The 22,780-nt window shown below is 41.0% G+C and carries 23 protein-coding genes; 13 read left to right on the top strand and 10 right to left on the bottom strand.

Going from position 1 to position 22,780, the window contains the following annotated elements:
• Positions 1-31 precede the first annotated feature (31 nt).
• The 6 genes from MWU84_RS02150 to MWU84_RS02175 form a co-directional block, all read right to left on the bottom strand.
• Positions 32-2,461 (bottom strand): outer membrane beta-barrel family protein, encoded by a 2,430-nt coding sequence (locus tag MWU84_RS02150; protein ID WP_246897698.1) that lies wholly within the window; start codon positions 2,459-2,461, stop codon positions 32-34.
• Positions 2,462-2,857: 396 nt separating this feature from the next.
• Positions 2,858-3,805 (bottom strand): HipA domain-containing protein, encoded by a 948-nt coding sequence (locus tag MWU84_RS02155; protein WP_348647828.1) that lies wholly within the window; start codon positions 3,803-3,805, stop codon positions 2,858-2,860.
• Positions 3,792-4,127 carry a HipA N-terminal domain-containing protein gene (locus MWU84_RS02160; RefSeq protein WP_246897700.1) on the bottom strand — a complete coding sequence of 112 codons (336 nt, stop codon included), beginning with the start codon at positions 4,125-4,127 and terminating at the stop codon, positions 3,792-3,794. The genes MWU84_RS02155 and MWU84_RS02160 overlap by 14 nt, the downstream gene beginning before the upstream one ends.
• The gene (locus tag MWU84_RS02165) at positions 4,124-4,333 is read right to left on the bottom strand and encodes a type II toxin-antitoxin system Y4mF family antitoxin (RefSeq protein ID WP_246897702.1); all 210 of its coding nucleotides are present in this window, start codon (positions 4,331-4,333) and stop codon (positions 4,124-4,126) included. The genes MWU84_RS02160 and MWU84_RS02165 overlap by 4 nt, the downstream gene beginning before the upstream one ends.
• Positions 4,334-4,763: 430 nt before the next feature.
• A complete protein-coding gene (locus tag MWU84_RS02170; RefSeq protein WP_246897704.1) occupies positions 4,764-5,297 on the bottom strand; it encodes a GNAT family N-acetyltransferase in 534 nt (177 codons plus the stop codon).
• A gap of 1 nt (position 5,298) precedes the next feature.
• Positions 5,299-7,107 carry a PDZ domain-containing protein gene (locus tag MWU84_RS02175; protein ID WP_246897706.1) on the bottom strand — a complete coding sequence of 603 codons (1,809 nt, stop codon included), beginning with the start codon at positions 7,105-7,107 and terminating at the stop codon, positions 5,299-5,301.
• Between the two features lie 124 nt (positions 7,108-7,231).
• Here MWU84_RS02175 and MWU84_RS02180 point away from each other — a divergent pair, with 124 nt between their 5' ends.
• From MWU84_RS02180 to MWU84_RS02215, 8 genes are all read left to right on the top strand, one after another.
• Positions 7,232-8,383, top strand: coding sequence for an 8-amino-7-oxononanoate synthase (locus MWU84_RS02180; protein WP_246897708.1), 1,152 nt, complete (start codon positions 7,232-7,234; stop codon positions 8,381-8,383).
• 3 nt (positions 8,384-8,386) lie between these two features.
• Entirely contained in the window at positions 8,387-8,770 is a 384-nt protein-coding gene (locus tag MWU84_RS02185) for a DUF2007 domain-containing protein (RefSeq protein ID WP_246897710.1), read from the top strand.
• Between the two features lies 1 nt (position 8,771).
• Positions 8,772-9,383 (top strand): dethiobiotin synthase, encoded by a 612-nt coding sequence (gene bioD, locus MWU84_RS02190; RefSeq protein ID WP_246897712.1) that lies wholly within the window; start codon positions 8,772-8,774, stop codon positions 9,381-9,383.
• A gap of 139 nt (positions 9,384-9,522) precedes the next feature.
• The gene (bioA, locus tag MWU84_RS02195; protein ID WP_246897715.1) at positions 9,523-10,791 is read left to right on the top strand and encodes an adenosylmethionine--8-amino-7-oxononanoate transaminase; all 1,269 of its coding nucleotides are present in this window, start codon (positions 9,523-9,525) and stop codon (positions 10,789-10,791) included.
• A gap of 3 nt (positions 10,792-10,794) precedes the next feature.
• Positions 10,795-11,964, top strand: coding sequence for a beta-ketoacyl synthase N-terminal-like domain-containing protein (locus tag MWU84_RS02200; protein ID WP_246897717.1), 1,170 nt, complete (start codon positions 10,795-10,797; stop codon positions 11,962-11,964).
• Positions 11,965-12,325: 361 nt separating this feature from the next.
• Positions 12,326-13,420 (top strand): biotin synthase BioB, encoded by a 1,095-nt coding sequence (bioB, locus tag MWU84_RS02205; RefSeq protein ID WP_246897720.1) that lies wholly within the window; start codon positions 12,326-12,328, stop codon positions 13,418-13,420.
• Between the two features lie 74 nt (positions 13,421-13,494).
• The gene (locus tag MWU84_RS02210) at positions 13,495-14,352 is read left to right on the top strand and encodes a cupin-like domain-containing protein (protein WP_246897722.1); all 858 of its coding nucleotides are present in this window, start codon (positions 13,495-13,497) and stop codon (positions 14,350-14,352) included.
• Between the two features lie 65 nt (positions 14,353-14,417).
• Positions 14,418-14,915, top strand: a complete 498-nt coding sequence (locus MWU84_RS02215; protein WP_246897724.1) for a porin family protein — start codon at positions 14,418-14,420, stop codon at positions 14,913-14,915.
• A gap of 51 nt (positions 14,916-14,966) precedes the next feature.
• Here MWU84_RS02215 and MWU84_RS02220 read toward each other — a convergent pair whose 3' ends face one another.
• On the bottom strand, positions 14,967-15,449 hold the full coding sequence (locus MWU84_RS02220) for a regulatory protein RecX (protein ID WP_246897726.1): 483 nt from the start codon (positions 15,447-15,449) through the stop codon (positions 14,967-14,969).
• Positions 15,450-15,667: 218 nt separating this feature from the next.
• Between MWU84_RS02220 and MWU84_RS02225 the strand changes: the two genes are divergently transcribed.
• Entirely contained in the window at positions 15,668-16,606 is a 939-nt protein-coding gene (locus MWU84_RS02225; protein WP_246897728.1) for a DUF1080 domain-containing protein, read from the top strand.
• Positions 16,607-16,683: 77 nt separating this feature from the next.
• Here MWU84_RS02225 and MWU84_RS02230 read toward each other — a convergent pair whose 3' ends face one another.
• Both MWU84_RS02230 and MWU84_RS02235 read right to left on the bottom strand, forming a co-directional pair.
• Complete coding sequence (locus MWU84_RS02230) at positions 16,684-18,231, bottom strand: ribonuclease E/G (protein ID WP_246897732.1); 1,548 nt, start codon at positions 18,229-18,231, stop codon at positions 16,684-16,686.
• A 273-nt stretch (positions 18,232-18,504) separates the two neighbouring features.
• Complete coding sequence (locus MWU84_RS02235; protein WP_031445631.1) at positions 18,505-18,795, bottom strand: HU family DNA-binding protein; 291 nt, start codon at positions 18,793-18,795, stop codon at positions 18,505-18,507.
• A 130-nt stretch (positions 18,796-18,925) separates the two neighbouring features.
• Here MWU84_RS02235 and mutY point away from each other — a divergent pair, with 130 nt between their 5' ends.
• The 4 genes from mutY to gldD are packed head-to-tail and all read left to right on the top strand — an operon-like array spanning position 18,926 to position 22,353.
• On the top strand, positions 18,926-19,963 hold the full coding sequence (mutY, locus tag MWU84_RS02240; RefSeq protein WP_246897734.1) for an A/G-specific adenine glycosylase: 1,038 nt from the start codon (positions 18,926-18,928) through the stop codon (positions 19,961-19,963).
• 24 nt (positions 19,964-19,987) lie between these two features.
• Positions 19,988-20,455: a single-stranded DNA-binding protein gene (ssb, locus tag MWU84_RS02245; protein WP_246897737.1), complete on the top strand. Its 468-nt coding sequence runs from the start codon at positions 19,988-19,990 to the stop codon at positions 20,453-20,455.
• A gap of 25 nt (positions 20,456-20,480) precedes the next feature.
• Complete coding sequence (locus tag MWU84_RS02250) at positions 20,481-21,809, top strand: gliding motility-associated protein GldE (RefSeq protein ID WP_246897739.1); 1,329 nt, start codon at positions 20,481-20,483, stop codon at positions 21,807-21,809.
• Positions 21,799-22,353 (top strand): gliding motility lipoprotein GldD, encoded by a 555-nt coding sequence (gene gldD, locus MWU84_RS02255; protein WP_246897741.1) that lies wholly within the window; start codon positions 21,799-21,801, stop codon positions 22,351-22,353. The genes MWU84_RS02250 and gldD overlap by 11 nt, the downstream gene beginning before the upstream one ends.
• Positions 22,354-22,360: 7 nt before the next feature.
• On the opposite strand, the gene MWU84_RS02260 is transcribed toward gldD, so the two are convergent.
• A complete protein-coding gene (locus MWU84_RS02260) occupies positions 22,361-22,780 on the bottom strand; it encodes a hypothetical protein (RefSeq protein ID WP_246897743.1) in 420 nt (139 codons plus the stop codon).

Raw genomic sequence — 22,780 nt, forward strand, 5'->3', positions numbered from 1 at the left:
AAAATTATTGGCCAATAGGGGGGGTAGGGCCTTAATTCTTGTTAATATATCTCAATTCAAAATCATCAGGATTTACAAGGCCCAAGGATTTTTTGTAATAAAAATCAATAATCCCGTTTTCTAAATAATCTTTCAATTCATCTACATCTTGACTTTGGTCATAAATTTCGAATGATCTTATGGAGGCCTGTCTTTTATAATCCTTTAAATATCCATCAGGTTCCTGAACAACATCAATAGAATTGAATTCTGTGAAAATCCTTTGCATCCAACGGTGGCCTACCAATTTTTGCAATCGCTCTTGCCGCTCTTCCAAAAGTGCCTTAAAAGTCGACTTTTCTTCTTCGGATGCCTCAATTTCCCCATCTTTTTTATTCAAGGGGTGTTCGTCTACCTTCACCTTGGTCTCCACAAAACTATTTTCCAAGGTCAGGTCTATTTTGCGCATATCGAACTTAATCTTTTGTATAACAGCATATAGGGCATCATTGTAGGTGGTCAAGAAATCTTGAAAGGAGTAAAGTTCCTTTAAAAATGTAATGGCATTTTCCTTATAGGCTTGCTCTTGATTTTGTTCTTTTACCAAGGCCAATAAAATGGTCAGTTCGTTTTTTTTGAATTGTGGAATATCCGCAAATTGGGAACTTTGGAATACATTGGATAATTGTCGGTTTAATTCGGGCATGGTGCCACTGTAGGTGACATTCCTGTAGCGGAAGCTCAGGGTATTTTCGCTAATACCTATAGGGTTTGCCTGTGGCGAGCGTGCTCCAGGATCCAAATTTAGTTTGAAGTTATCAAATGCATAACTATACCCTAAGGTAATGGTGAGGTCTCGACCTGTGTTTAGAGTAGAATTTCGAAAAAGTGCCAAAAAATTTAGGCTAAGGTTGTGCTTTTTCAACAGGGCATAATTACTACCCAATCTAAAATTATATATGTTGTTCTGTTGCTGGCCGTTGGCATAGGATGTGTTGTAGGAGGTAGAGAGATGGGTACGGAGTTGTTTCTCAAAAAATTGCTTGCCAATTGCCAAGGTCGGACCCAAGGTAAGGCTGTTGTCGGTAGTACCTATCGTATTATAAGAGGTGTTTGCGGCTAAGGTAATCGTCAGATTCTGTTTGGGATAACCTAGGGTGTAACCTGCCATACCGTTATAAAAGGTATTATTTCCTCCTTCAATACTTTGGCCTTCTTGCTGATTGTTGGAATTTTGGTACACCAAATTAAGGTTGGTATTATATTGTTTGTTTTCGGTCTTCTTAATTATATAGTTCATTCCTAGGTTGGCATTCTGTGAGATTTGCCTATAATTCAGGGTATCTATATTATCGAATTCACCTACTTGGTTGATATAGTCGAATTGGTCCCGAATATTGGTATAGGATTGAAAGTTGGAATATCCAGCATTGATTCCCAAACGTTCCGATGCTGTATAATTGAGGGTAACAGCACTCACTATACGTTGTTGATCGGAGGTTTTGGCATTGTCAAGATTGTCCTGTTGAAGCCCTGCGTTCACACTAAGGTTTACTTTGTTATTAAACAAGGTCTGACTCGCATTTAGGGTAATATTTTCTAGGTCATTATTAAAGTAGTAGGCACCCAAAGTCTTGTATTCAGGGTCTATGCGCTCGTAGCCTGCGCCCACGGTGCCATTACCGGCAGGATAGCTAAAAGAGGCATTTAAAGCATTGTAATAATTGGTGCTGATATTCTCTTTGAGCAAAAAAGAAAGAAGCCCGTTCGATGCCGGGGCGTCGGTTAGCCTAGTATCTTCCGTAACTCCAGAAATGGCGTATTCAATTCTTATTTGGGCCTTGTCCAATAATCGGAATTCCGATTCGAACGAAAGTACGGCATTATCTTTAGGGGTAAGTCCCAGTTCTACAGGGAAAGGATTTCCCAAGGAATTTTCATCATCGTTTGCCTTAAAAAGGATAACACCCAATTTCATAAAATCGAAATCATAGGCCGTTTTTATTCCGTAGCCAATACGCTTATAGGCAGTAAGTGCTCTTGGTTCCTCGGGATTGTATTCCGTTGCTTTAAGAAAGCGACCGTACATGGCACTGATCTGGAATTTCCCTTCGGGATTTAACTCGATTCCGCCTCCAGTAAACTGGTGTCCGCTTAGGGTATATGGGGAGAAGGTCATGCTTACATCTCCGATGTGCGCGGTGGCCCATTTGTACGATGGGTGAAGGCTTAAGCGATTAAATTTAAAGGGATTTGGGAAGTTAAAATCTTGATTGGAGTAGGTAAAGGAAAGTGGAACATTATATAGTCCGGCCAGATTGAGGTTGAGGTTACCTGTGAGATAATAGGTGAAATTCCGTCTGTTGGCATTACCATCGTAATAGACGGCATTTGCAGAAATCCCTCCATTGTACCGCACCCACTTTTCCTTGCCCAATTGGTCAAAATTGATACTCTGGGAAAAACCAAACGTACAGCACATAACAAAAGGGCATATAAGTTTGAACAATGGCGTGTTCTTAGAGTTTTAAAAATAAGTTAAAATTTTAATTTTAACATAATTTTTTCGACGAACTACCTCTTGTTATTTGTAGGACTCCTATTTTTTATTTATCAGATTATTCTTATTAGGGGGTATAGAGGGTAACGCCTTAAATTTTGAAGGTGGAAATAGGTAGTGGAATTTATTTGTGATTTAGTGAATTGAGGGGGGCTATCATTGGATTTTAATGGGGGAAATCAAAATACCGTTATGAACCGATTGTGATACTTTAATAACCTATGTACACTCCATTGCCTAATCATGATTGTTGTTGCCTTATGATTATAACGGCACAAAGTCAAGAGACTTTGCGCAGCTGTTTAGTTTAGCTTTTGATCAATTGTTTTTTAATTGGTCATATCTGTTTTCGAGGACATTAAGATAGGCTTTTTTCATTTTGTTGGTTAGGAATGATTTATTAATCCATTCAATGGCTTTTGGTTTATTATTTATTATGCGATTAAAGGCCCCTTCAATTTGCTTAGGAGTTAGACCCATGCCGTTGCCAAATTGAACAAAATGTTTCTTTTTAAGTTTTTTCCTTTTTCCATCAATAGTAAGTGCTAGCTCTTCCTCATCACCAGGGTTTATAATGGAGACGTTAAGTAAGTCATAGGCAGGGGCCAGTACCCATCCCGAAGGGCTTTCTATCATTGAAAAGTTCTTTAAGTGCATATCATTGTTTCCAGTAAGAAAGGAAAATAAGGTTAGTTCAAAATAAAAGATCTTATCAAGAAATGTATTGGCTGAATAGCTGCCAATGGCTTTGCCAATTTTTTCCATAGAGCTTTTATATTTATCGAATGCCTCTGTAATCTGAAACATATCTATCATGTGGATCTTATCTCCCGTTTCTTTCCGGTCAACACGTTTTGTTATATAAGAGAGTTCTCCTGATGCAAGACGGATCAATGAAGATTGGACTACCGAAATTCCAAAGGTTTCCGCTATTCGCATAGTTACATGTTCGTTTTCGGGCATTGCGGGAAAGTTATCGGATGGAGGTTTAAAAATGTACAGTCCGCCCAAAGCTCCAACCACAGTAAGTCTAGAATGCGTTTCGCCCTTTGTTTCCTTTACTAATGTCATTGATAATTTCGCTTGGACACCTGGTACCGAGATACTACGTTCTACCACACTTTTGGCAAGTTCATTCATTTGAAAGATAGAGTATTCTATTACGGGAGGTGTTGGTGTACCAAAGAATTCTCTTGAACATTTTTCATGAAAATCTTTCCCTTCCTCTATAGAATTGTAACAATATAGACATCTATTCTCCATCATTTTCTGCAATTGGTTCAACACTTACCGCACCGATGCAATTCTGACAACAAGCCAGCAATAACCCCATACGATCGTTTCGATTTATCTTCCAGTTTTTCGAAGCTATGTCCAATAACCATCCTTCGGGAATCAATCCTTCAAAAAATGGAAAGAGTTGTTTATCGGTATACGGTACATGGGTCACGGGCATTGTGAATGTGATGAAATCATCTTGATGTTCTTTAACATATTTCTCCTCATATTGGAAAACGTATTCTCCTTCATTGGTCTCTGTAATAATCCCTGCCAAATTATCTTTATAATATACCCTTCCCCGTCTCATTTACTCAATTCTTTTTGGTTTACAGGACCTAATACATGTCCAAACATTCGTAGAACGAGATTTACCTTATCCAAATTAAGATTAGTTTTGCCCTGTTCAATTTTGCGCACTACCGTTAATGCAACGCCTGCACGTTCCGCGAATTCTTCCTGGGTAAGATTAACTTCTTTTCTGCGTTCTTTCACAAATTCCGATAACTGTTTCATTATATGTAATTAGATATAAAATTGCATAAACATACTTAATTATATGTAAATAAATATAAAAGTAATAAAAAATTATTAATTATATCTTTTTACATATAATTGTTTTCTTGATTTGAGTTAATAAGTTTTTCGATATTCCTCAGTTGACTTGTAGCATTGGTCAGGCACTTGACTTAATGAACTATTCATTTTTAGTTTTTAGGAAGGAAAACTTGACCAGCGCATCTCAATAAGTGTGCACCTTTACGTCCTTGAACATGTACGAATTACTGCTTATAATTAGGTTCTTACCGCTTGTAGTGGTCACATTTTTAATGATTATTTCCTCTGCTGGCGCTCGCACTAGCGGGGCGGTATAAACTTGACAACTGTGAACGGGCTATGGCTGACTCGAGCTAGCAGCGAAAAGCTGATTTTGGCAATGGTTAATTTACTCCAAAACAATCAATTTCCAATCCTGTCCCCCGGCATGGTAGGTTTTTAAATCCCTAAACCCCACCGCATAATGGGCCTCCAACGAACGCAGGTTGGTGGCGTCCACCTCGGTGATGATGCTGTTAAATTCTGGATGTACGGCATTTTTCATGGTTTCGTACAATTTTCTAAAAATACCCTGTCGCCGGTATTCCTTGTCTATACAGATCTGCCCCATGGCTATATAGGATTTGGTTTCGGGTACCACGGAAGCTATCTCCAAAAACATGGGCTTCAATACCTCAATGTCATTGCCAAAACTGGGGTGCATGCAAAGGGCATAACCCACTACCTTTTCTTGGTCTAGGGCAACGATATGCGGGCAAGCTGCGTTCATGTCGGCCAATTGTTGCAAGCTGTGGGAAACCGTAACAAATCCCTCTTTTTCCTTTTCACCAGAACTTACGTTAGTGATCAAATTCTTTTGTTGCAGGCTCAGTATTTGTTGTAATTGGCCGTCCTTGGTGCAACTTGTGCAGATTACCCCCATATTATTCCACTTTTAACCAATCTTTTCTATTTTTTAACTGCTGTTTACTGGGTTTTTCCCCTTCCTTCTCAATAAATTGTATGGTGTAGGCAGGGTTTCTAGCGAGTACAACAGAAGTAGTTTTTGGAAGGCCATGGCGGGTATAGGCTACCTGCAAGGTGTCGCCTACCTTAAATTGTCCTATAACCTCCCCTAAATTCTGATTTGCGGTCAAGGGAATATTGTTAATGGCCGTGATTACGTCACCTGCATCCAAACCTGCATTGTAGGCCGGACTCCCTATGGGGGTATTCCGTTGAATAATACCGGCACCAAATTGGTTGATGCTTACACTGGCCCCAAAATAGGGTTTGTCGGTGGCCTGCTTTAAAGCTACTCCAACGGCCGCAAATAGCTCCTCGTAATTGGGCATGCCACTTTTGAAGATGTAGCGATCAAAGAAAGTATTTCCAAATTCTTTGCCAGCATATTGTCCCAAGGTTTCCTGAAGGTCGCCCACCGTATAGGGCACTTCTTTTTTGCCATAGGTCTGCCAGACCAATTTCATATAATCGTCCAAATTAAGTCCTTTTTGTCGCAACGAAAGATCCAGGGCCAGTCCCAAAACACTGCCATAGGAATAATAGGAAACAAAAGTATTTTCCCTGTTCACCGGATCCACAGAAGTGGCAGCGTCCACAAAAGGAGCCTGATAGCTCATTTCTATAGGGTTAAAGAATTGAAGCGCCGGGGAGTTCCAAACATAGTTGAAAGTGCCCCTAAGGCCCTCTATGTATTCTTCCGGGGTAATGATTCCGGCGCGACAAAGGATGAAATTCGTGTAATAACTGGTAAAACCCTCGGCAAACCATAGTTCCCCGCTCATATTGGCCTCTGCAAAATTGAAGGGCTCCAAGGCCTCAGGTCGAATTCGCTCTACATTCCATCCATGAAAAAATTCATGGGCCACCGTGCCTATATTGTTCTTCATACCCCCTTCGGCCAGGCCTTCCCTATCCGTAAGAATGGTAGAATTCCTGTGTTCCATGCCGTCCCCGGAGGCATTGGGGATATAGCATCCTAGAAAGGTGTATGTTCCATAATCGTAGTTGGGAAGTTCGCCAAAAACCGCTTTCTCTGCCAAAACCACTTTTTTTACCTGCTCAAAATAGGTGTCCAACTCGGCTTCCGTACCGTTGTGGTGCAGTACAAACTGTATGGTTTGGGGAGTGCCATTGTCGTCCACCACAAATTGACGAATTCCGTAGTCGCTGATCTCCGTAGGGCTATCCATAAAGTACTGTAGATGGGGCGCCGTATAGGTAGTGCCCGAGACCTTGGGCATTTGGGTGGCCACCTTCCAGTTGAGGTCTTCCCGCACCTTGAAATCCACCTCTATTTTCCGATCGCTTAAATTGGCCACGTACATAAAAGTGGCAGGAATATTCAAATGGGCATGGGTCTCATCGATCTGTGCGTAAGTGCCATCCCCACGGTTGGCAAACAGGGTATAGCTTATGTTCACATGCCCGTCATGACCGCTGATATCCCATTCATAGGGATTGGGCCTATGTACCTCCAAGGCCTTTCCCTTACTGTCCGTAGCCTTGAAATTGTATACATTTTTTGCAAACTCGTGCAGGGCATAGCGTCCAGGGGAGGAACGGCCCATACGCACGGAAAGAACGCCGGCTTCCAGTTCTGGAAAGGTAGCGGTGATTTCAGCCTCGTGATGTACGGCATTTTCAAAGGATATAGTGTAGCGGTTGGTTTGTCCCTGCAGGTTTATGCATAGGGCAAGGAATAAAAGGCTAAGGCATTTTATTTTCATATTGTTCGATATAGATAATTATTCAATATTGGGAGAAGCGGCAATTTATTACTTCCCCAATAATATTCCACGGCTTTTAATAACGAATATACTATTTAAATACAGGATATACTACATTTGCAATATGACGGAATTCCCAAAAAAATTGAAGGCAAAACTCACGGAAAGGCGGGACAATAATGCCCTTCGGAAGTTACCAATGCCCAAGGGCCTGATCGATTTTTCTTCCAATGATTATTTGGGACTTGCCGGGAATGAGGCCATATTTATTAAGGCGTCCAAACTTTTGGAAAAAAAAGGTGCTAGAGCCAATGGCGCTACAGGATCCAGATTATTGACAGGTAATTATAATCTTTATGCCGAGTTGGAAGAGGCACTGTCCAGTTTTTTTGGCTCGGAATCGGCATTGGTCTTCAATTCGGGATACGATGCCAACATAGGGTTTTTTAGTGCCGTGCCACAACGGACAGATGTTGTTTTTTATGACGAACTCTCCCACGCCAGTATCCGTGATGGTATTGGGATGGGCCGTGCACAGAGCTATAAGTTTAAGCACAACCAATTGGAAGATCTAAGTCGGCAGATAGACCGTGCCCGGGAAAACAAAATCGATAGCGATATTTATGTGGTTACGGAGTCGGTCTTTTCCATGGATGGGGATACCCCGGATTTAAAAGCATTGTCAGTATTGTGCCTTTCCAAAGGGGCCTATTTGGTGGTGGATGAAGCCCATGCAGTTGGGGTATTTGGTAATAGGGGAGAGGGACTTCTAAATGAATTGGGATTGCAGGACATGGTATTTGCCAGGGTTGTCACTTTCGGCAAGGCCATGGGCTGCCATGGTGCAGCGATTCTGGGGAGCGATGTGCTTAAGAGTTATTTGGTGAATTTTGCACGTAGCTTTATTTATACTACCGGAATGCCCCCACATTCCTTGGCAACGATATTGGCGGCTTGTGAACATTTATCTGCCCCAGGCGTTGAGCAGCAGGAGCTTCGGGATAATATCGGTTTTTTTAAGGATCAATTGAGGGCCCATGAGCTTGAGGCCTATTTTATTCCGAGTAATTCTGCCGTGCATTGCTGTCTGGTAGAAGGCAATGAAAAGGTAAAAAAATGGGCGCAACACATACAGGAAAAAGGCTTTGACGTAAAACCAATTCTTTCCCCTACAGTGCCAAAAGGCCAGGAAAGATTGCGGTTTTGTTTGCACAGTTTTAACAGGGAAAATGAAATTAAGGATGTACTTTTAATATTGTCAGATTTATTTGATTAGAACATGAACCAAGAATTTTATACCCTGGTTGCTTTTGAATATGTAGCCGACGTTCAAATCCTAAAAGGCCGATTGGAGGCGGACGGTGTCCCAGTTTTTCTTAGGGACGAGAATACGCTAAATTCCGACCCCCTGATCAGTAATGCCATAGGCGGTGTGAAGCTGCAGGTGTATTATTCCGATAAGGAAAAGGCCACCGAAATTTATAATGAGGTTAGGGCATATGCCGTAGATGACCAAGGTAATTTAAGGAGCTGCCCCAATTGCAAGGCAGAGAGAATGGAGATATATTATAACAGGAAGGGGCTTTTTTATAAACTTTTTCCATTTTTTGAAAAAAGAAAGTATAAATGTCTAAATTGTGAATTTATAACAGAACCGAGCTAGAATGAAACAATTTTTTGTAACAGGAATATCAACGGATGTAGGAAAGACAATCGCCTCGGCAGTAATGGTCGAAGCCTTGCAGGCAGATTACTGGAAACCGGTCCAAACAGGGGACGATTCCGATAGTGAAACGATTTCCGAATTGATCTCCAATACCAAAACCGTAATACACAAGAGTAGTTATTCCCTAAAGGCACCCGTTAGTCCTCATGCGGCCGCTGCTTTGGAAGGGGTGTATATAGATCACAATAAAATACATGAGCCTAAAACGGAGAACCATATGGTCATAGAAGGGGCAGGTGGCGTTTTGGTGCCGCTGAACGATTCCGATACCATATTGGACATTATTATGCCCACCTATCACGTAATTGTAGTGGTAAAGCATTATTTGGGAAGTATAAACCATTCCTTGCTGACCATTAAATGGCTCTTGCTAAAAGGGTATGATGTTGCCATACTTTTTAATGGGGAGCCCAACGAGGCCTCAGAGGATATTATTACCAAGATAACCAAAGTTCCTGTCTTGGGTAGAATAGGTCAAGAAGCCTCCCTAACCAAGGATGTTGTCAAGAAATACGCTGAAGAATTACGTCCCGCCTTAATGGCATTGTAAAATCTTAGGTCGATGCAATGTTTGCTTTAATCTGACTAAGATTATGGTATGGTTGTCCCCCTTAAATGAATTGGGATCGGGATAGTGTTTTTAGTCATTATTCCCCATCTTTGCACCTCTATTTAAAAAGGATATTCAATTGAAAAGTCTTTCGGAAAGGGATCAAAAGCACCTTTGGCACCCACTTACGCAACATAAACTGCACCCCAAAATGCTTGGCATTGTTAAAGCGAAAGGGGCAATCTTATATGATGAGCAGGGCAAGGAATATATTGATGGTATATCTTCTTGGTACACCAGTGTCTATGGTCATTGTAATGATACTATTGTTGCCAAGGTTTATGCGCAAATGCAGCAGTTGGATCAGGTGGTCTTTAGTGGGTTTACCCATGAACCGGCCATAGCGCTTTCCGAAGCACTTATTTCCTTGTTGCCGGCAAATCAGGAGAAATTGTTTTTTTCGGACAATGGCTCCACCGCAACCGAGATAGGGATAAAGATGGCGTTACAGTATCATCATAACCTAGGAAAAAAGCGGTCCGTATTATTGGCTTTTGAGGATGGTTTCCATGGGGATACCTTTGGGGCGATGTCCGTCTCGGGACTTTCGGTATATAATGGTCCCTTTGAGGATTATTTTATAGAGGTCAAAAGGATTCCCGTTCCTACGGAAGAAAATTTGGAGAGCCTGTTACATCAATTGGAAAATACCATGGATCTTGATGCTGTTGCCGGATTTATTTACGAACCCTTGGTACAAGGTGCTGCAGCCATGAAAATGCACAAGGCTGAGCATTTGGATAAAATATTAAAAGTGATAAAATCCCATGGGGTATTGGCCATTGCCGATGAGGTAATGACCGGATTTGGTAAGACCGGAAGGCATTTTGCCTCGGATTTTATTGATGAGAAGCCAGATATTATCTGTATGTCCAAGGCTTTAACGGCAGGAATGTTGCCTATGGCGGTGACCAGCTGTACCCAAGAAGTTTACGATGCTTTTTATAGCGATGATATTGCGAAGGGACTCTTTCATGGACATACCTATACTGCAAATCCTTTGGCATGTGCCGCGGCATTGGCGGGAATTGAACTGCTTACGTCAGAAGAAATTCAAAGAAATATTCGAGAAATTATACAATGGCACAAAGAGTTTGACGACGAAATAAAGGATCACCCCAAGGTAGCTGCCACCAGACAGACCGGGATAATATATGCTTTGGATCTTAATATTGTTATGGAACGATATGGGAATGTTAGGGACAAATTATTTCAACATTTTATGGGTTCCGGTATCTTTTTGCGCCCCCTGGGCAATACGATTTATATTTCGGCACCATATATTACTACTAAGGATCAGATGCAAAAGATCTATTACAGTATAAAGGAAGTTCTTAATAATTTTTAGACCATGGAGAACGAACCTATTTTTATAACGGCATTATCCTCTATATCACCCTTGGGAACATCCTTAGAGGAGACTTGGGAAAATTATAATCGGCCAGAGCATTTTGTACGGGAGAAAACCTATGACAATATAATTGCTTGGGGAGCTTCCTTGGCGGAGGATACGCAGCAAAAGATATTGGCTTTGGCCAACTCGGATACCAAGTATAAGAATTTAGACCCATCTGTGCTATACGCTATTTATGCCGCCAGGGAAACTATTTCGCAAGCTGGATGGCAGGATGCAGATTTTGGTGTAAACATTGGCTCATCCAGAGGCGCTACCGGACTTTTTGAGAAGTACCATAGCGAATTTATCCAAAAAGGGGAGGCCTCTACCCTGTCTTCCCCGACCACGACGTTGGGAAATATTTCCTCTTGGGTTGCCCATGACTTACAATCCCAAGGTCCGGAAATATCGCACTCCATTACCTGTTCCACTGCCCTGCATTCTCTCTTGAATGGGGTGGCGTGGCTGAAAAGTGGTATGGCCAATAAATTTTTGGTAGGGGGGAGTGAGGCACCGTTAACACCATTTACCATTGCCCAGATGAAAGCTTTAAAGGTATATTCCAGATTTTCCGGGAACAACCCTGAGGGCTATCCCTGTAGGGCCTTGGATTTGGAAAAGAAACAGAACAGTATGGTTTTGGGCGAAGCTGCTTCCATGGTATGTTTGGAGAAGGGTAATTTAGATCGTTCCCTAGCCCGCATTGAAGGTTTGGGATACGCCACAGAAATTTTGGAGCACAATATCTCCATCTCTTCGGATGCCGTATGTTTTCAGAGGTCTATGGCAATGGCATTGGGGAAGACCGATCCCAAGGAGGTGGATGCAGTAGTGATGCATGCACCAGGGACCATTAAAGGGGATTTGTCCGAAGTAGCGGCTATAAAAAAAATATTTGGAAAGGACATGCCTGCCTTGACCACCAATAAGTGGAAAGTAGGGCATTCTTTTGGCGCCTCGGGGATGTTGAGTTTGGAATTGGCGGTGTTGATGTTGCAGCACCAGAAGTTTGTCCAAGTGCCGTATGTTGAGTACGATTCCGTTCCTAAACAGATCAACAAAGTAATGATCAATGCAGTGGGCTTTGGGGGGAATGCGGTGAGTGTTTTGTTGGCTAGGACTTAGTTTATGGTTGGTTTTTTTCTAATTTGGGGAATGGCTTGCCAAGTCTGTTTCTGGTTGGTTTAAGTTGGATTAGGTTATTGTAAATTTCCCTAATCTAAGAATTAAGGAATCGATTTTTGCAATTTCTGCGGATATTAGGTTATTTTTGAGCCCTAAATAAATGTTGGCTTAGGGATTGAAGCGTCATCCTTTTTTTGTTTACAGAGCTAAGCGAAGGTGAACCAAAAAAGATATAGCGGAAAGCCCGTCCCCGACTTCCTTTCTCCTGCAAGGTATAGACCTACAAGGTCACCAAGACCATGCAGGTCCTCCTTGTAGGTATCGGAAAGAAAGTCGGGGAAAGCCCCAAGAACTATAAAGTATGAGCGAAGTAAGACATAATTGGACCAAACAGGAAATACTGGATATATATAACAAACCGTTTATGGAGCTGCTCTATGAGGCGGCCACTGTACATAGAGAAAACCATGATCCCAATACGGTGCAGGTGTCTACCTTGTTGTCCATTAAAACAGGAGGTTGTCCCGAGGATTGTGGATATTGTCCACAGGCCGCACGTTACCATACCAAGGTAGAGGGCAACGACCTAATGTCCGTTTCCCAGGTGAAGGCCCAAGCTTTACGCGCCAAGACAGCAGGAAGCTCCAGAGTATGTATGGGGGCTGCATGGAGAAATGTTAAGGATGGACCGGAGTTTGACCAGGTATTGGAGATGGTGCGTACCATTAACAAACTGGATATGGAGGTTTGCTGTACTTTGGGTATGATTACCGAGAATCAGGCGCATCGTTTGGCAGAGGCCGGACTATATGCTTACAACCATAATTTGGATACTTCAGAGGACTATTATAAGGATGTTATTTCTACCCGTGCTTTTAAAGATCGTTTAGATACTATAGATAACGTACGTAAGAGTAATGTTACCGTTTGTAGCGGTGGTATAATTGGTATGGGCGAGGCTCTGGAAGATAGGGCGGGGATGTTGGTGGCACTGTCCACTTTGGACCCACAGCCGGAATCGGTGCCGATAAATGCATTGGTAGCCGTGGAGGGTACGCCCATGGCCGACTTGCCACCCATTCCAATATGGGATATGGTGCGTATGGTGGCCACTACCCGTATTGTAATGCCTGAAACCCAAGTTCGCTTGTCGGCAGGACGTACACAAATGAGTAGGGAAGGTCAGGCCATGTGTTTCTTTGCAGGGGCCAACTCTATTTTTGCCGGGGACAAGTTATTGACTACGCCCAACCCGGATGTAAATGAGGATATGGCCATGTTTAAGCTCTTGGGGCTAAACCCACAAAAGGCTTTTACCAAGGTTTCCCAACCCAAAACTGTGGAAGCTGAGAATTCCCAGTACCAAGCCATAGGCGAAAAGCCAAAATGGACTAGGCCGGGACATACCATTGATAGGAACGAAGCCGCTAAAAAGAAAGCCGATCTTACGGAGTAAGCCCCTATCGGATGGTTCTGTAAAAATATTATTTTAGGTTTTTTAACTTTGCTAGGCTAAACAATCAGGTTATATTGAACTTAAAAGAGATTCCAAGGGTAGCTAATATTACCAAAGAAGAGTTTCTCAACAACTATTTTAGACCACAGATACCAGTGGTCATAGAAAAGTGTATTGAGGAATGGCCTGCCTATTCCAAATGGGATTTTGATTATATAAGGCGTGTTGCCGGAAACAAAATAGTTCCGCTATATGATGATAGGCCGGTACATCATAAGGACGGGTTTAACGAGCCACATGCCAGCATGAAAATGTCCGATTATTTGGATCTTTTGCAAAAAGGGCCCACAAAATATCGTATTTTTCTATGGAATATCCTCAAGGAGGTTCCGGAGCTTCAGAAAGATTATACGTTTCCGGATTTTGGCCTTAACCTAATGAAGGGCTTGCCCATGCTTTTTTTTGGGGGGACCAATTCACATACCTTTATGCATTACGATATTGATCTGGCCAATATCTTTCATTTTCATTTTGCGGGAAAAAAGGAGATCATTCTATTTCCTCAGTCCGAAAATAAATACCTGTATAAAGTACCACATTCACTGATTACCCATGAGAGTATAGATTTTTCGAATCCGGATTATGAAAAGTGGCCGGCATTGGCAAGTGCTGCCGGATTTAAAACCCATTTGGAACATGGGGAGGTGTTGTACATGCCGGAAGGGTATTGGCATTATATGAAATACATTACCCCTGGTTTTTCAATGAGTTTAAGGGCCATTGCCAGAAATCCGGCGAATTTGGGAAGGGCTTTCTACAATGTATTGATCATGCGTTATTACGATAATATAATGCGAAAATTGAAAGGGCAGGAATGGATAGATTGGAAGAATGAACAAGCCATAGAAAGGACAAATAAGCAGTTGTCCTAAGTGCTATGTGCAAGGAAAGGAATATCTTTGTGCCTTTTAAATAAAATTATAATACGCGTAGCGCTATGAGAAAATTTTTAATTGCAGTGATATTGATATTGGCAGTAGCATCTCTTAATGCACAGGCTTTTGATGGTAAGGGAGATATGAAATTCCAGATAGGGGCCAATTTTCAGGACAATGGTTCCGGAATTGTCGTTACCTATGATTATGGATTGGGAGAAAATTTCTCTTTAGGGCTATCTTCTTCCTACGTTTTGGGAGTGGAGGAACTTATCGATGCCGATTTTGGCGATAGAATAGACTTTAAGGCAAGATTCAATGCCAATTTGGGGAGTGTTTTTCAGTTAGGGGACAAGGTTGATATTTATCCCGGATTGGACCTTGGCCTTAAGAATTTTGGAGGTCACTTGGGTGTCCGATACTTTTTTAGCGATGGCTTTGGCATATTTACCGAATTAGGCGCGCCAATTGCAAAGTATAAAACGGATACCTTATCCCCAGCTGAAGAATTGCACAACCAGTTTGTATTCAGTTTAGGCGCTTCCTTCAACCTTAATTAAAACATATGATCCTTTGCCCCCTCCATACGGAGGAGAGGTGAAGGTGAAGCTTTATTTGTTGGGGACGAGTTCGAATACCTTTTCATACACCATTCCACTTTCCCAGCCGCGGTACAAAAGGTAATCGGCGAGTTTTTTTCGCCGTTTTTGTATATCCTTTTCCCTTATTTCCGACAAACGTTTTTTGGCCAAAGCATTGAATGTTTTTAAGTATTCCGTGGGCTCCAATTCCTCCAAGGCCTTGTTTATATTGTATTTGGAAATTTCCCTTTGCTTCAACTCATTGACAATTCTATTTTTACCCCATTTTTTTATATTGAATTTTCCCCTGGCGAAACTCCTGGAAAAACGTTCCTCATTTAGGTAATTCTCTTGTATTAAGTGCCCCACTATGAGGTCTATGGCTTCAGGAATCATATGCATTTCCCTTAATTTGGAAAGTACCTCCTTATGGCAACGGTCCTGATAGGCGCAATACCCTTCCAATTTTTTGGTGGCTTCATTTACGGAATAGGAATTTTTTGGTGATATCATTAGTTTAAAAAGGCTCTCAATGGTCAATGGCTCCCGTTAATTTTGTGGAGTATTTCTGTAAATATACGGTGGTTTGGGGAATTGATAGATCCACCCTAATATTTTGTTCGATGTCCTAGAGCTGCTAGGACATAAGTGTGGTTAATTTAAAGAATTATAGTTGGTGCTGTTATTATATTGTATTTATATTTACGATTCAATAAAAACAAGCTTTTAAAATGAACAACAAATTAAAACTGAGTTTAGCGGTCTTGAACATGATGCTGGCCATGGCTACTTTTTCATATGCCCAACAAATAAACCCCATAGAAGGGCGTTGGGACATGGTAATTTCCCAAGAAGGCAAAGAACTTCCGTCTTGGTTGGAAATTCGACACTCGGGCAACCATACTTTGGTAGGAAGGTTTGTTTATGCCAATGGTAGTGCCCGTCCAATATCAGAAGTAAAAATGAAAGATGGGCAATTTAGTTTCGCCATCCCCCCGCAATGGGAAGACTCCCATGCCTATTTGGAGTTTGAAGGTGGCATGAGCGGCGATGAACTAAAAGGGACTATGTTGTATACGGACGGCGAAACGTATAATTGGGTGGCTAAACGTGCCCCTAAATTGGAGTATACCAAAAACCCTAAGTGGGGCAAACCAATTAAATTGTTCAACGGTAAGGATTTAAGTGGATGGCAGGCCATGGGCGAAAATCAGTGGGTCGCGGAATCTGGAGTGCTAAAAAGTCCCAGATCTGGTTCCAATTTGGTTTCCGAACAGAAGTTCGATGACTTTAAATTGCATTTGGAATTTAAGTATCCAAAGGGGAGCAATAGTGGTGTATATCTACGTGGACGCTATGAGGTGCAGATTACCGATAGTAAAGGGGCAGAACCTTCGGATGTGGAATACAGTGGTGTATACGGCTTTCTTACGCCTAGTGAGGTAGTTGCCAAAGCGGCCGGGGAATGGCAGGAATATGATATTACTTTGATCGGTAGAAGGGTAACCGTTGTAGCCAATGGAACTACCGTGATCAGTGACCAAATAATACCGGGAATTACTGGTGGCGCTCTGGATAGTAAGGAAGGCGAGCCTGGACCATTGTATTTTCAGGGAGATCACGGTCCTATAGAATTTAGGAATATTGTGGTTACCCCTAGGATTAAGTAATTTTTGGTCGGATTTTAAGGCTACTGAAAAGTTTCAGAAACAAAAAAAGCGACTCCGTTTTGGAAGTCGCTTTTTCTTTAATATATAGTTTTACCGTCTTTGTTCTTAAAACGATATTCAAGATACGTATAGGCATCCCTAGGTTGTATTTTAACCCATCTTTTATGTTCCAGAAACCATTTGGAACGTATAGACGGAAACCCTTTGGTTAAATAAGCGGCAATAAATGGATGTATGTTTAAGATAATTCCATTATCCTTTGCCGGACCTTTTAAGAGTTTTTCCAGATCTGCATTTATCTTGTCGATCAAAACAATAGGGGCTTCTACCTCTTGGCCGGAGCCATTGGGATTTTCCTCACTTGTTTTAATGTTCATTTCGGGTCTAACCCGCTGTCTTGTAATTTGTATAAGTCCAAACTTACTTGGGGGCAGTATTTTGTGTTTGGCCCTGTCGTCTTTCATCTCATTCCTAAGGTGATCAAAAAGGCGCCTTCTGTGTTCGCCTTTACCCATGTCGATAAAGTCTACCACAATGATTCCTCCCATATCGCGAAGTCGCAATTGTCTGGCAATTTCGGAGGCGGCCAATAAATTTACTTCTAGGGCTGTGTCTTCCTGATTCTTGGCTTTATTGGAACGGTTACCGCTGTTAACGTCTATAACGTGCAGTGCTTCGGTATGTTCAATAATTAAATAAGCGCCTTTGCTCATGGAGGCCGTACGGCCGAACGAAGTTTTAATTTGTCTTTCTATCCCAAATTTTTCAAAAATGGGCACATTAGAATTATACAATCTTACAATAGATTCCTTTTCTGGTGCAATTTCATGCACATAATCTTTTACTTGCTCAAAAAGCGTTTCGTCATCAACATGGATACCGGTAAAGGAATCGTTAAAAACATCCCTAAGAATGGAGGAAGCTCTTGTAAGCTCTACCAAAACTTTGGATGGATGCGGTGCTCTTTGGATCTTGTTGCACATTACTGACCATTTGTTCAGTAAATTCTGCAAGTCTTTGTCTAGTTCTGCTACTTTTTTGCCTTCTGCTACTGTTCGGATAATAACGCCAAACCCTTTTGGTTTAATACTCCTTACGAGTCTTTTTAACCTATCTTTTTCTTCTTTGCTTTCAATTTTTTGAGAAACGGAAACGCGGTCTGAAAAAGGGACCATGACCAAGTATCGGCCAGCTATGGAAAGTTCAGAGCTTATTCGTGGTCCTTTTGTGGAAATGGGTTCCTTAACTATTTGTACGAGTAAGGATTGATTGGCTTTAATAACATCATTGATGCTACCGTTTTTGTCAATATCTTCTTCAAACTGAAAATTGCTTAAAGAATAGTCCTTAAGTTTTCCAGTGCTAACTTTTTTAATGAATTTCAACATAGAAGCTAATTTCGGTCCTAAATCGTGGTAATGTAGAAAGGCATCTTTCTCGTACCCTACATTTACGAAGGCTGCATTTAGTCCAGTTACCGGCTTTCTCACCTTGGCGATTAAAATATCGCCAACGGCAAAGTCGTTACTGTCTTCTTCTTTGTGTAATTCAGTGAGTTTTCCATCCTTTAGCAAGGCAAAATCAACGGCATTGGAACTAGATCTTACGATTAATTCTCTATTCACCTGAATTAATTTATATTCATCCGGCCACTCAATAGATCTCAAGTGGGGACAAATGATTAAACAATAATTTGTACAGGTTGTATAAACCCGTCGAAATTCTTTTACGAATTTCTATGTCAAGGAACGTATAAAAGGAAAAAGTAGTTGATACAACTACTTTTTCTTGTGTCGGTTAGCTCTCCGGCGTTTTTTACGCTTGTGGGTAGCTACCTTATGTCTTTTTCTTTTTTTACCACTAGGCATAGAGGTCTACTTTTTTAGATTAATATTATTTTATTTGACTTGTACATTACTTTTTACACCTTCTACAAAAACCTTGGCCGGTTTAAAGGCTGGGATGTTGTGTGCAGGGATCTTAATGGTAGTATTTTTGGATATGTTCCTACCGGTTTTTTCAGCTCTTGTTTTAATGATAAAACTGCCGAAGCCTCTTAGGTAAACATTGTCTCCGCTTTCTAATGATGTTTTAACTTCATCCATGAAAGATTCCACAGTTGCTTGTACATCTCCTTTTTCAATTCCCAGTTTTTCTGAGATTTTCGTTACAATTTCCGCTTTCGTCATTTTAACTAAATAAATTTCTAAAGAATTTTTTTTCGGGATGCAAATATATGAATTAAATTCAATCTTTCATTGCTAAGGAACTTAATTTTAAGTTAGTAAACCATTACTTTTGTTAATTATTCCCAAGTAAATGAACTTTTCCAGAATTATTTTAGAGTGGTACGAGCTAAATAAAAGGCTTCTTCCTTGGCGTAACACTAATGAGCCCTATCTTATTTGGCTGTCAGAAATTATGCTTCAACAGACCCGTGTAGCTCAAGGTATACCTTATTATTTGAAGTTTGTGGAGGCATTCCCGGAAGTGCAGGATTTGGCCTCGGCATCCGAAGAAAAGGTGCTTAAATTATGGCAGGGATTGGGATATTATTCCAGGGCAAGAAATTTACATGCCACTGCAAAAATTATTACAGAAAAATATAATGGAAAATTTCCAAATACCTATAAGGAGCTTTTGGAGCTGAAAGGTATTGGCGATTATACGGCCTCCGCAATAGCTTCTATTTGCTTTAATCGGCCGGAGGCTGTGGTAGATGGAAATGTATATAGGGTTTTGGCCCGATATTATGGAATAGACCTCCCCATTAACAGTTCGGAGGGTATTCTATACTTCAAGGAATTGGCAAAAGAAATTATGGATACCGGTAATATAAGGGACTATAATCAGGGGATAATGGAATTTGGGGCCCTTCAATGCACGCCAAAAAATCCGGATTGCAGCCGTTGTCCCTTACAGCCAGCTTGCATAGCCTATACACATAATAAGATAGATGTCCTTCCGGTAAAAATAAAAAAGAATAAGGTCCGTAATCGCTATTTTAATTATTTGGTCTTGTTGGATGAAAATAATAAAACCCTTTTGCAACAGCGAAAAGGGAATGGAATTTGGCAAAATTTATACGAATTTCCATTGCTAGAAACGGAACAGTATATTGATCAGGGAGAAGTGACAGCGAATTTGAAAGATTTGGTGGCGTTGGAAGAACCTTCGGAAATATACCTTTATAATGAAAATAAAATAGTTCATAAACTATCACACCAACATTTGCATACTAGGTTTTGGATCATCACCTTTGAAGCTAATCTTGAAAATGGAATACAATTGGCTGAACTTCATAAATATCCTGTTCCAGTTTTAATTGCAGATTTTATAAAAACGTTTAAAATTTAGTACTTTTGAACTTTATATTGAGTTATGAGCGGAACACTAAATAAGGTAATGCTGATCGGGCACTTGGGAGATGAGGTTAAAATTCACTTTTTTGAAGGTGGAAACTGTATAGGTAGATTTCCATTGGCTACCAATGAGACCTACACCAATAAGCAGACTGGGGAAAGGGTGACCAATACGGATTGGCATAATATTGTGGTGAGGAACAAGGCCGCTGAAATTTGCGAAAAATACCTTAATAAAGGGGATAAAATTTATGTGGAAGGCCGACTTAAAAACCGTCAATGGCAAGGGGAAGATGGTAATACCAGATATACCACGGAGATACACGTGCAGGATTTTACCTTTTTGACTACCAAAAACGAGAGTACGGCCAACGCCCAATCAAGTAATCAGAATCAACCTCAGCAGGGAACATCTGCCACAGCAAATAAGGCTAACGAACCGTTGGGTAACAATGGACCCGAGGAGGAAGATGATTTACCATTCTAGACAAATTAAATTTAAAGACTGACTATTGGACCCAGACCCCCTTAGTTTATTATTGAATTTTATAGCACTCGACAGCGGTTTTGCTCTAAAAATCGCAATACTTTTTATTCTCTTATTTTTCTCTGCTCTTATTTCTGGGGCCGAAGTTGCTTTTTTTGGTCTATCCCAAACCGATATTAATGAGATAGAGGAAAAAAAGACGGCCAAAGGGAAGATCATTGTTGAGCTATTGGATCGCCCCAAAAAGCTTTTGGCTACCATATTAATTGCGAATAATGCCATAAATATTGGTGTCGTTTTGTTGTTCAATAATATAGGGGACACCATTTTTGCGGACATTACCTATGTAATTTTAGGACTTGTTCCCGTACGTTTTCTCTTGGAAGTCGTAGTGGTTACCTTTTTAATATTAATGTTTGGGGAGATTTTGCCCAAGGTTTATGCCAATCGAAATAGATTTACCTTCGCCTATTTCATGACTTTTCCTTTGAAGGTGTTGGATTTTGTCTTCTCTCCTTTAAGTTTGCCAATGAGGTCTGCCACAATTTTCCTGTACAACAAATTGGGCAAGCAGAAATCTAACCTTAATGTAGGCCATTTGTCCCAGGCACTGGAGCTAACTTCGGAGGGCGATACCACGATAGAAGAACAAAAAATACTGGAGGGCATCGTCTCTTTTGGAAATACCGACACCAAACAGGTGATGCGGCCGAGGATAGATATTTTTGCCTTGAACGAGGAAATGAAATTTTTGGAGGTCTTGGCGGAAATAAAAACTCAGGGCTACTCTAGAATACCGGTTTTTTCTCAAAATATGGACAATGTACTGGGGGTACTTTATGTTAAGGATCTCCTGCCCTATATAGATCGAAAAACCTTTAATTGGATGTCTTTGATCAGGGAGCCCTATTTTGTTCCCGAGAATAAAAAATTGGACAACTTGTTGCTGGATTTCCAGACCAAGAAAAATCATTTGGCCGTTGTGGTGGATGAGTATGGGGGTACTTCCGGAATAGTTACCCTTGAAGATATTATTGAGGAAATTGTAGGGGATATCAGTGATGAGTTTGATGATGAGGACTTAATTTTTTCCAAGTTGGACGATTTTAACTATGTCTTTGATGGCAAAACTGCTTTGAAGGATTTTTATAGAGTGGCCAAAATTGAGGATGAGGATGATTTTGAGGAGAAAAAGGGAGAATCTGAAACGGTTGCCGGTTTTGTTCTGGAAATTGCCGGAAGTTTCCCCAAAAGGGGCGAGGTGGTAATCTTCAAAGATTATAAATTTATTGTGGAGAGTCTGGATAAAAAACGTTTGAAACAAATAAAAATAACATTGCCCCATGAAGCGTAACCTCGGACTTATGATTTTTTTGACTTGTCTTGTGTCGGCATGCCAGGACAATTTTTTGCCCAAGCCCAAGGCCATGTTGAGGTTGGAATATCCCACTGGTAAGCAGGGAAAGTTGGAAACAGAACACTTTTCTGTCAAGTACAATGAATTGGCGAAACTAAAATCTGTGTCCAATACCTCTTTTACCTTGGACTATCCGCTAATGAAAGGGTCTATTTTTATTAATTATAAGCCGGTAAACGGTAATTTGGACAAGCTGCTTACCGATGCACAAAAATTAAGCTATGAGCATGTAGTGAAGGCTGATGGCATTTATGAAGAACCAGTAGTTAATGAGCCCGCTAAGGTATTTGGAATGTATTATGAGGTTAAGGGAAATGCCGCCTCGCAATCCCAATTTTATGTAACGGACAGTACAAAACACTTTGTTACCGGCTCATTGTATTTTTATGCCAAACCCAATTATGATTCAATTCTGCCGGCAGCGGTACATTTGCAACAAGATATTCGCAATATTATTGAATCCTTACGCTGGAAGGAGTAGCAATTGATTATTTGCTTTTCAATAAATCTTCAGCTTCCTTGATACTGGAATTTATTTGATCTCTTAGAGCCTTTACTTTGGTCTCTTCCTCATCCAGCCATTTTTGCTTTTCTTCCGTCAAGGTTTTTCCGTTCAATATCTCGTCCCCATCAAAACGATCGCCAAAGCCTTTCATCCAATCCATCATAGCCTTGTGGGCAGCCTTTAAGTCCTCCCTGGCGGCTACATAGTCTTCGGAAGAAGTATCGTTCGTGATTTTTTCATCCAATTGGGAGACCAGTTTGCCTATGGTCCCCATTTTGGGCATTACCTCGTCATGAATGGCCATTACACCTTTCATTTTTGAATTATCTTTGTTTTGGTCTTTACAGGAGTGGGCAACTGCAATTACAACTGAAAGAATAAGAATTAATTTTATTTTTGTCAT

The sequence above is a fragment of the Arenibacter sp. F20364 genome, from assembly GCF_023015905.1.
Classification (GTDB): domain Bacteria; phylum Bacteroidota; class Bacteroidia; order Flavobacteriales; family Flavobacteriaceae; genus Arenibacter.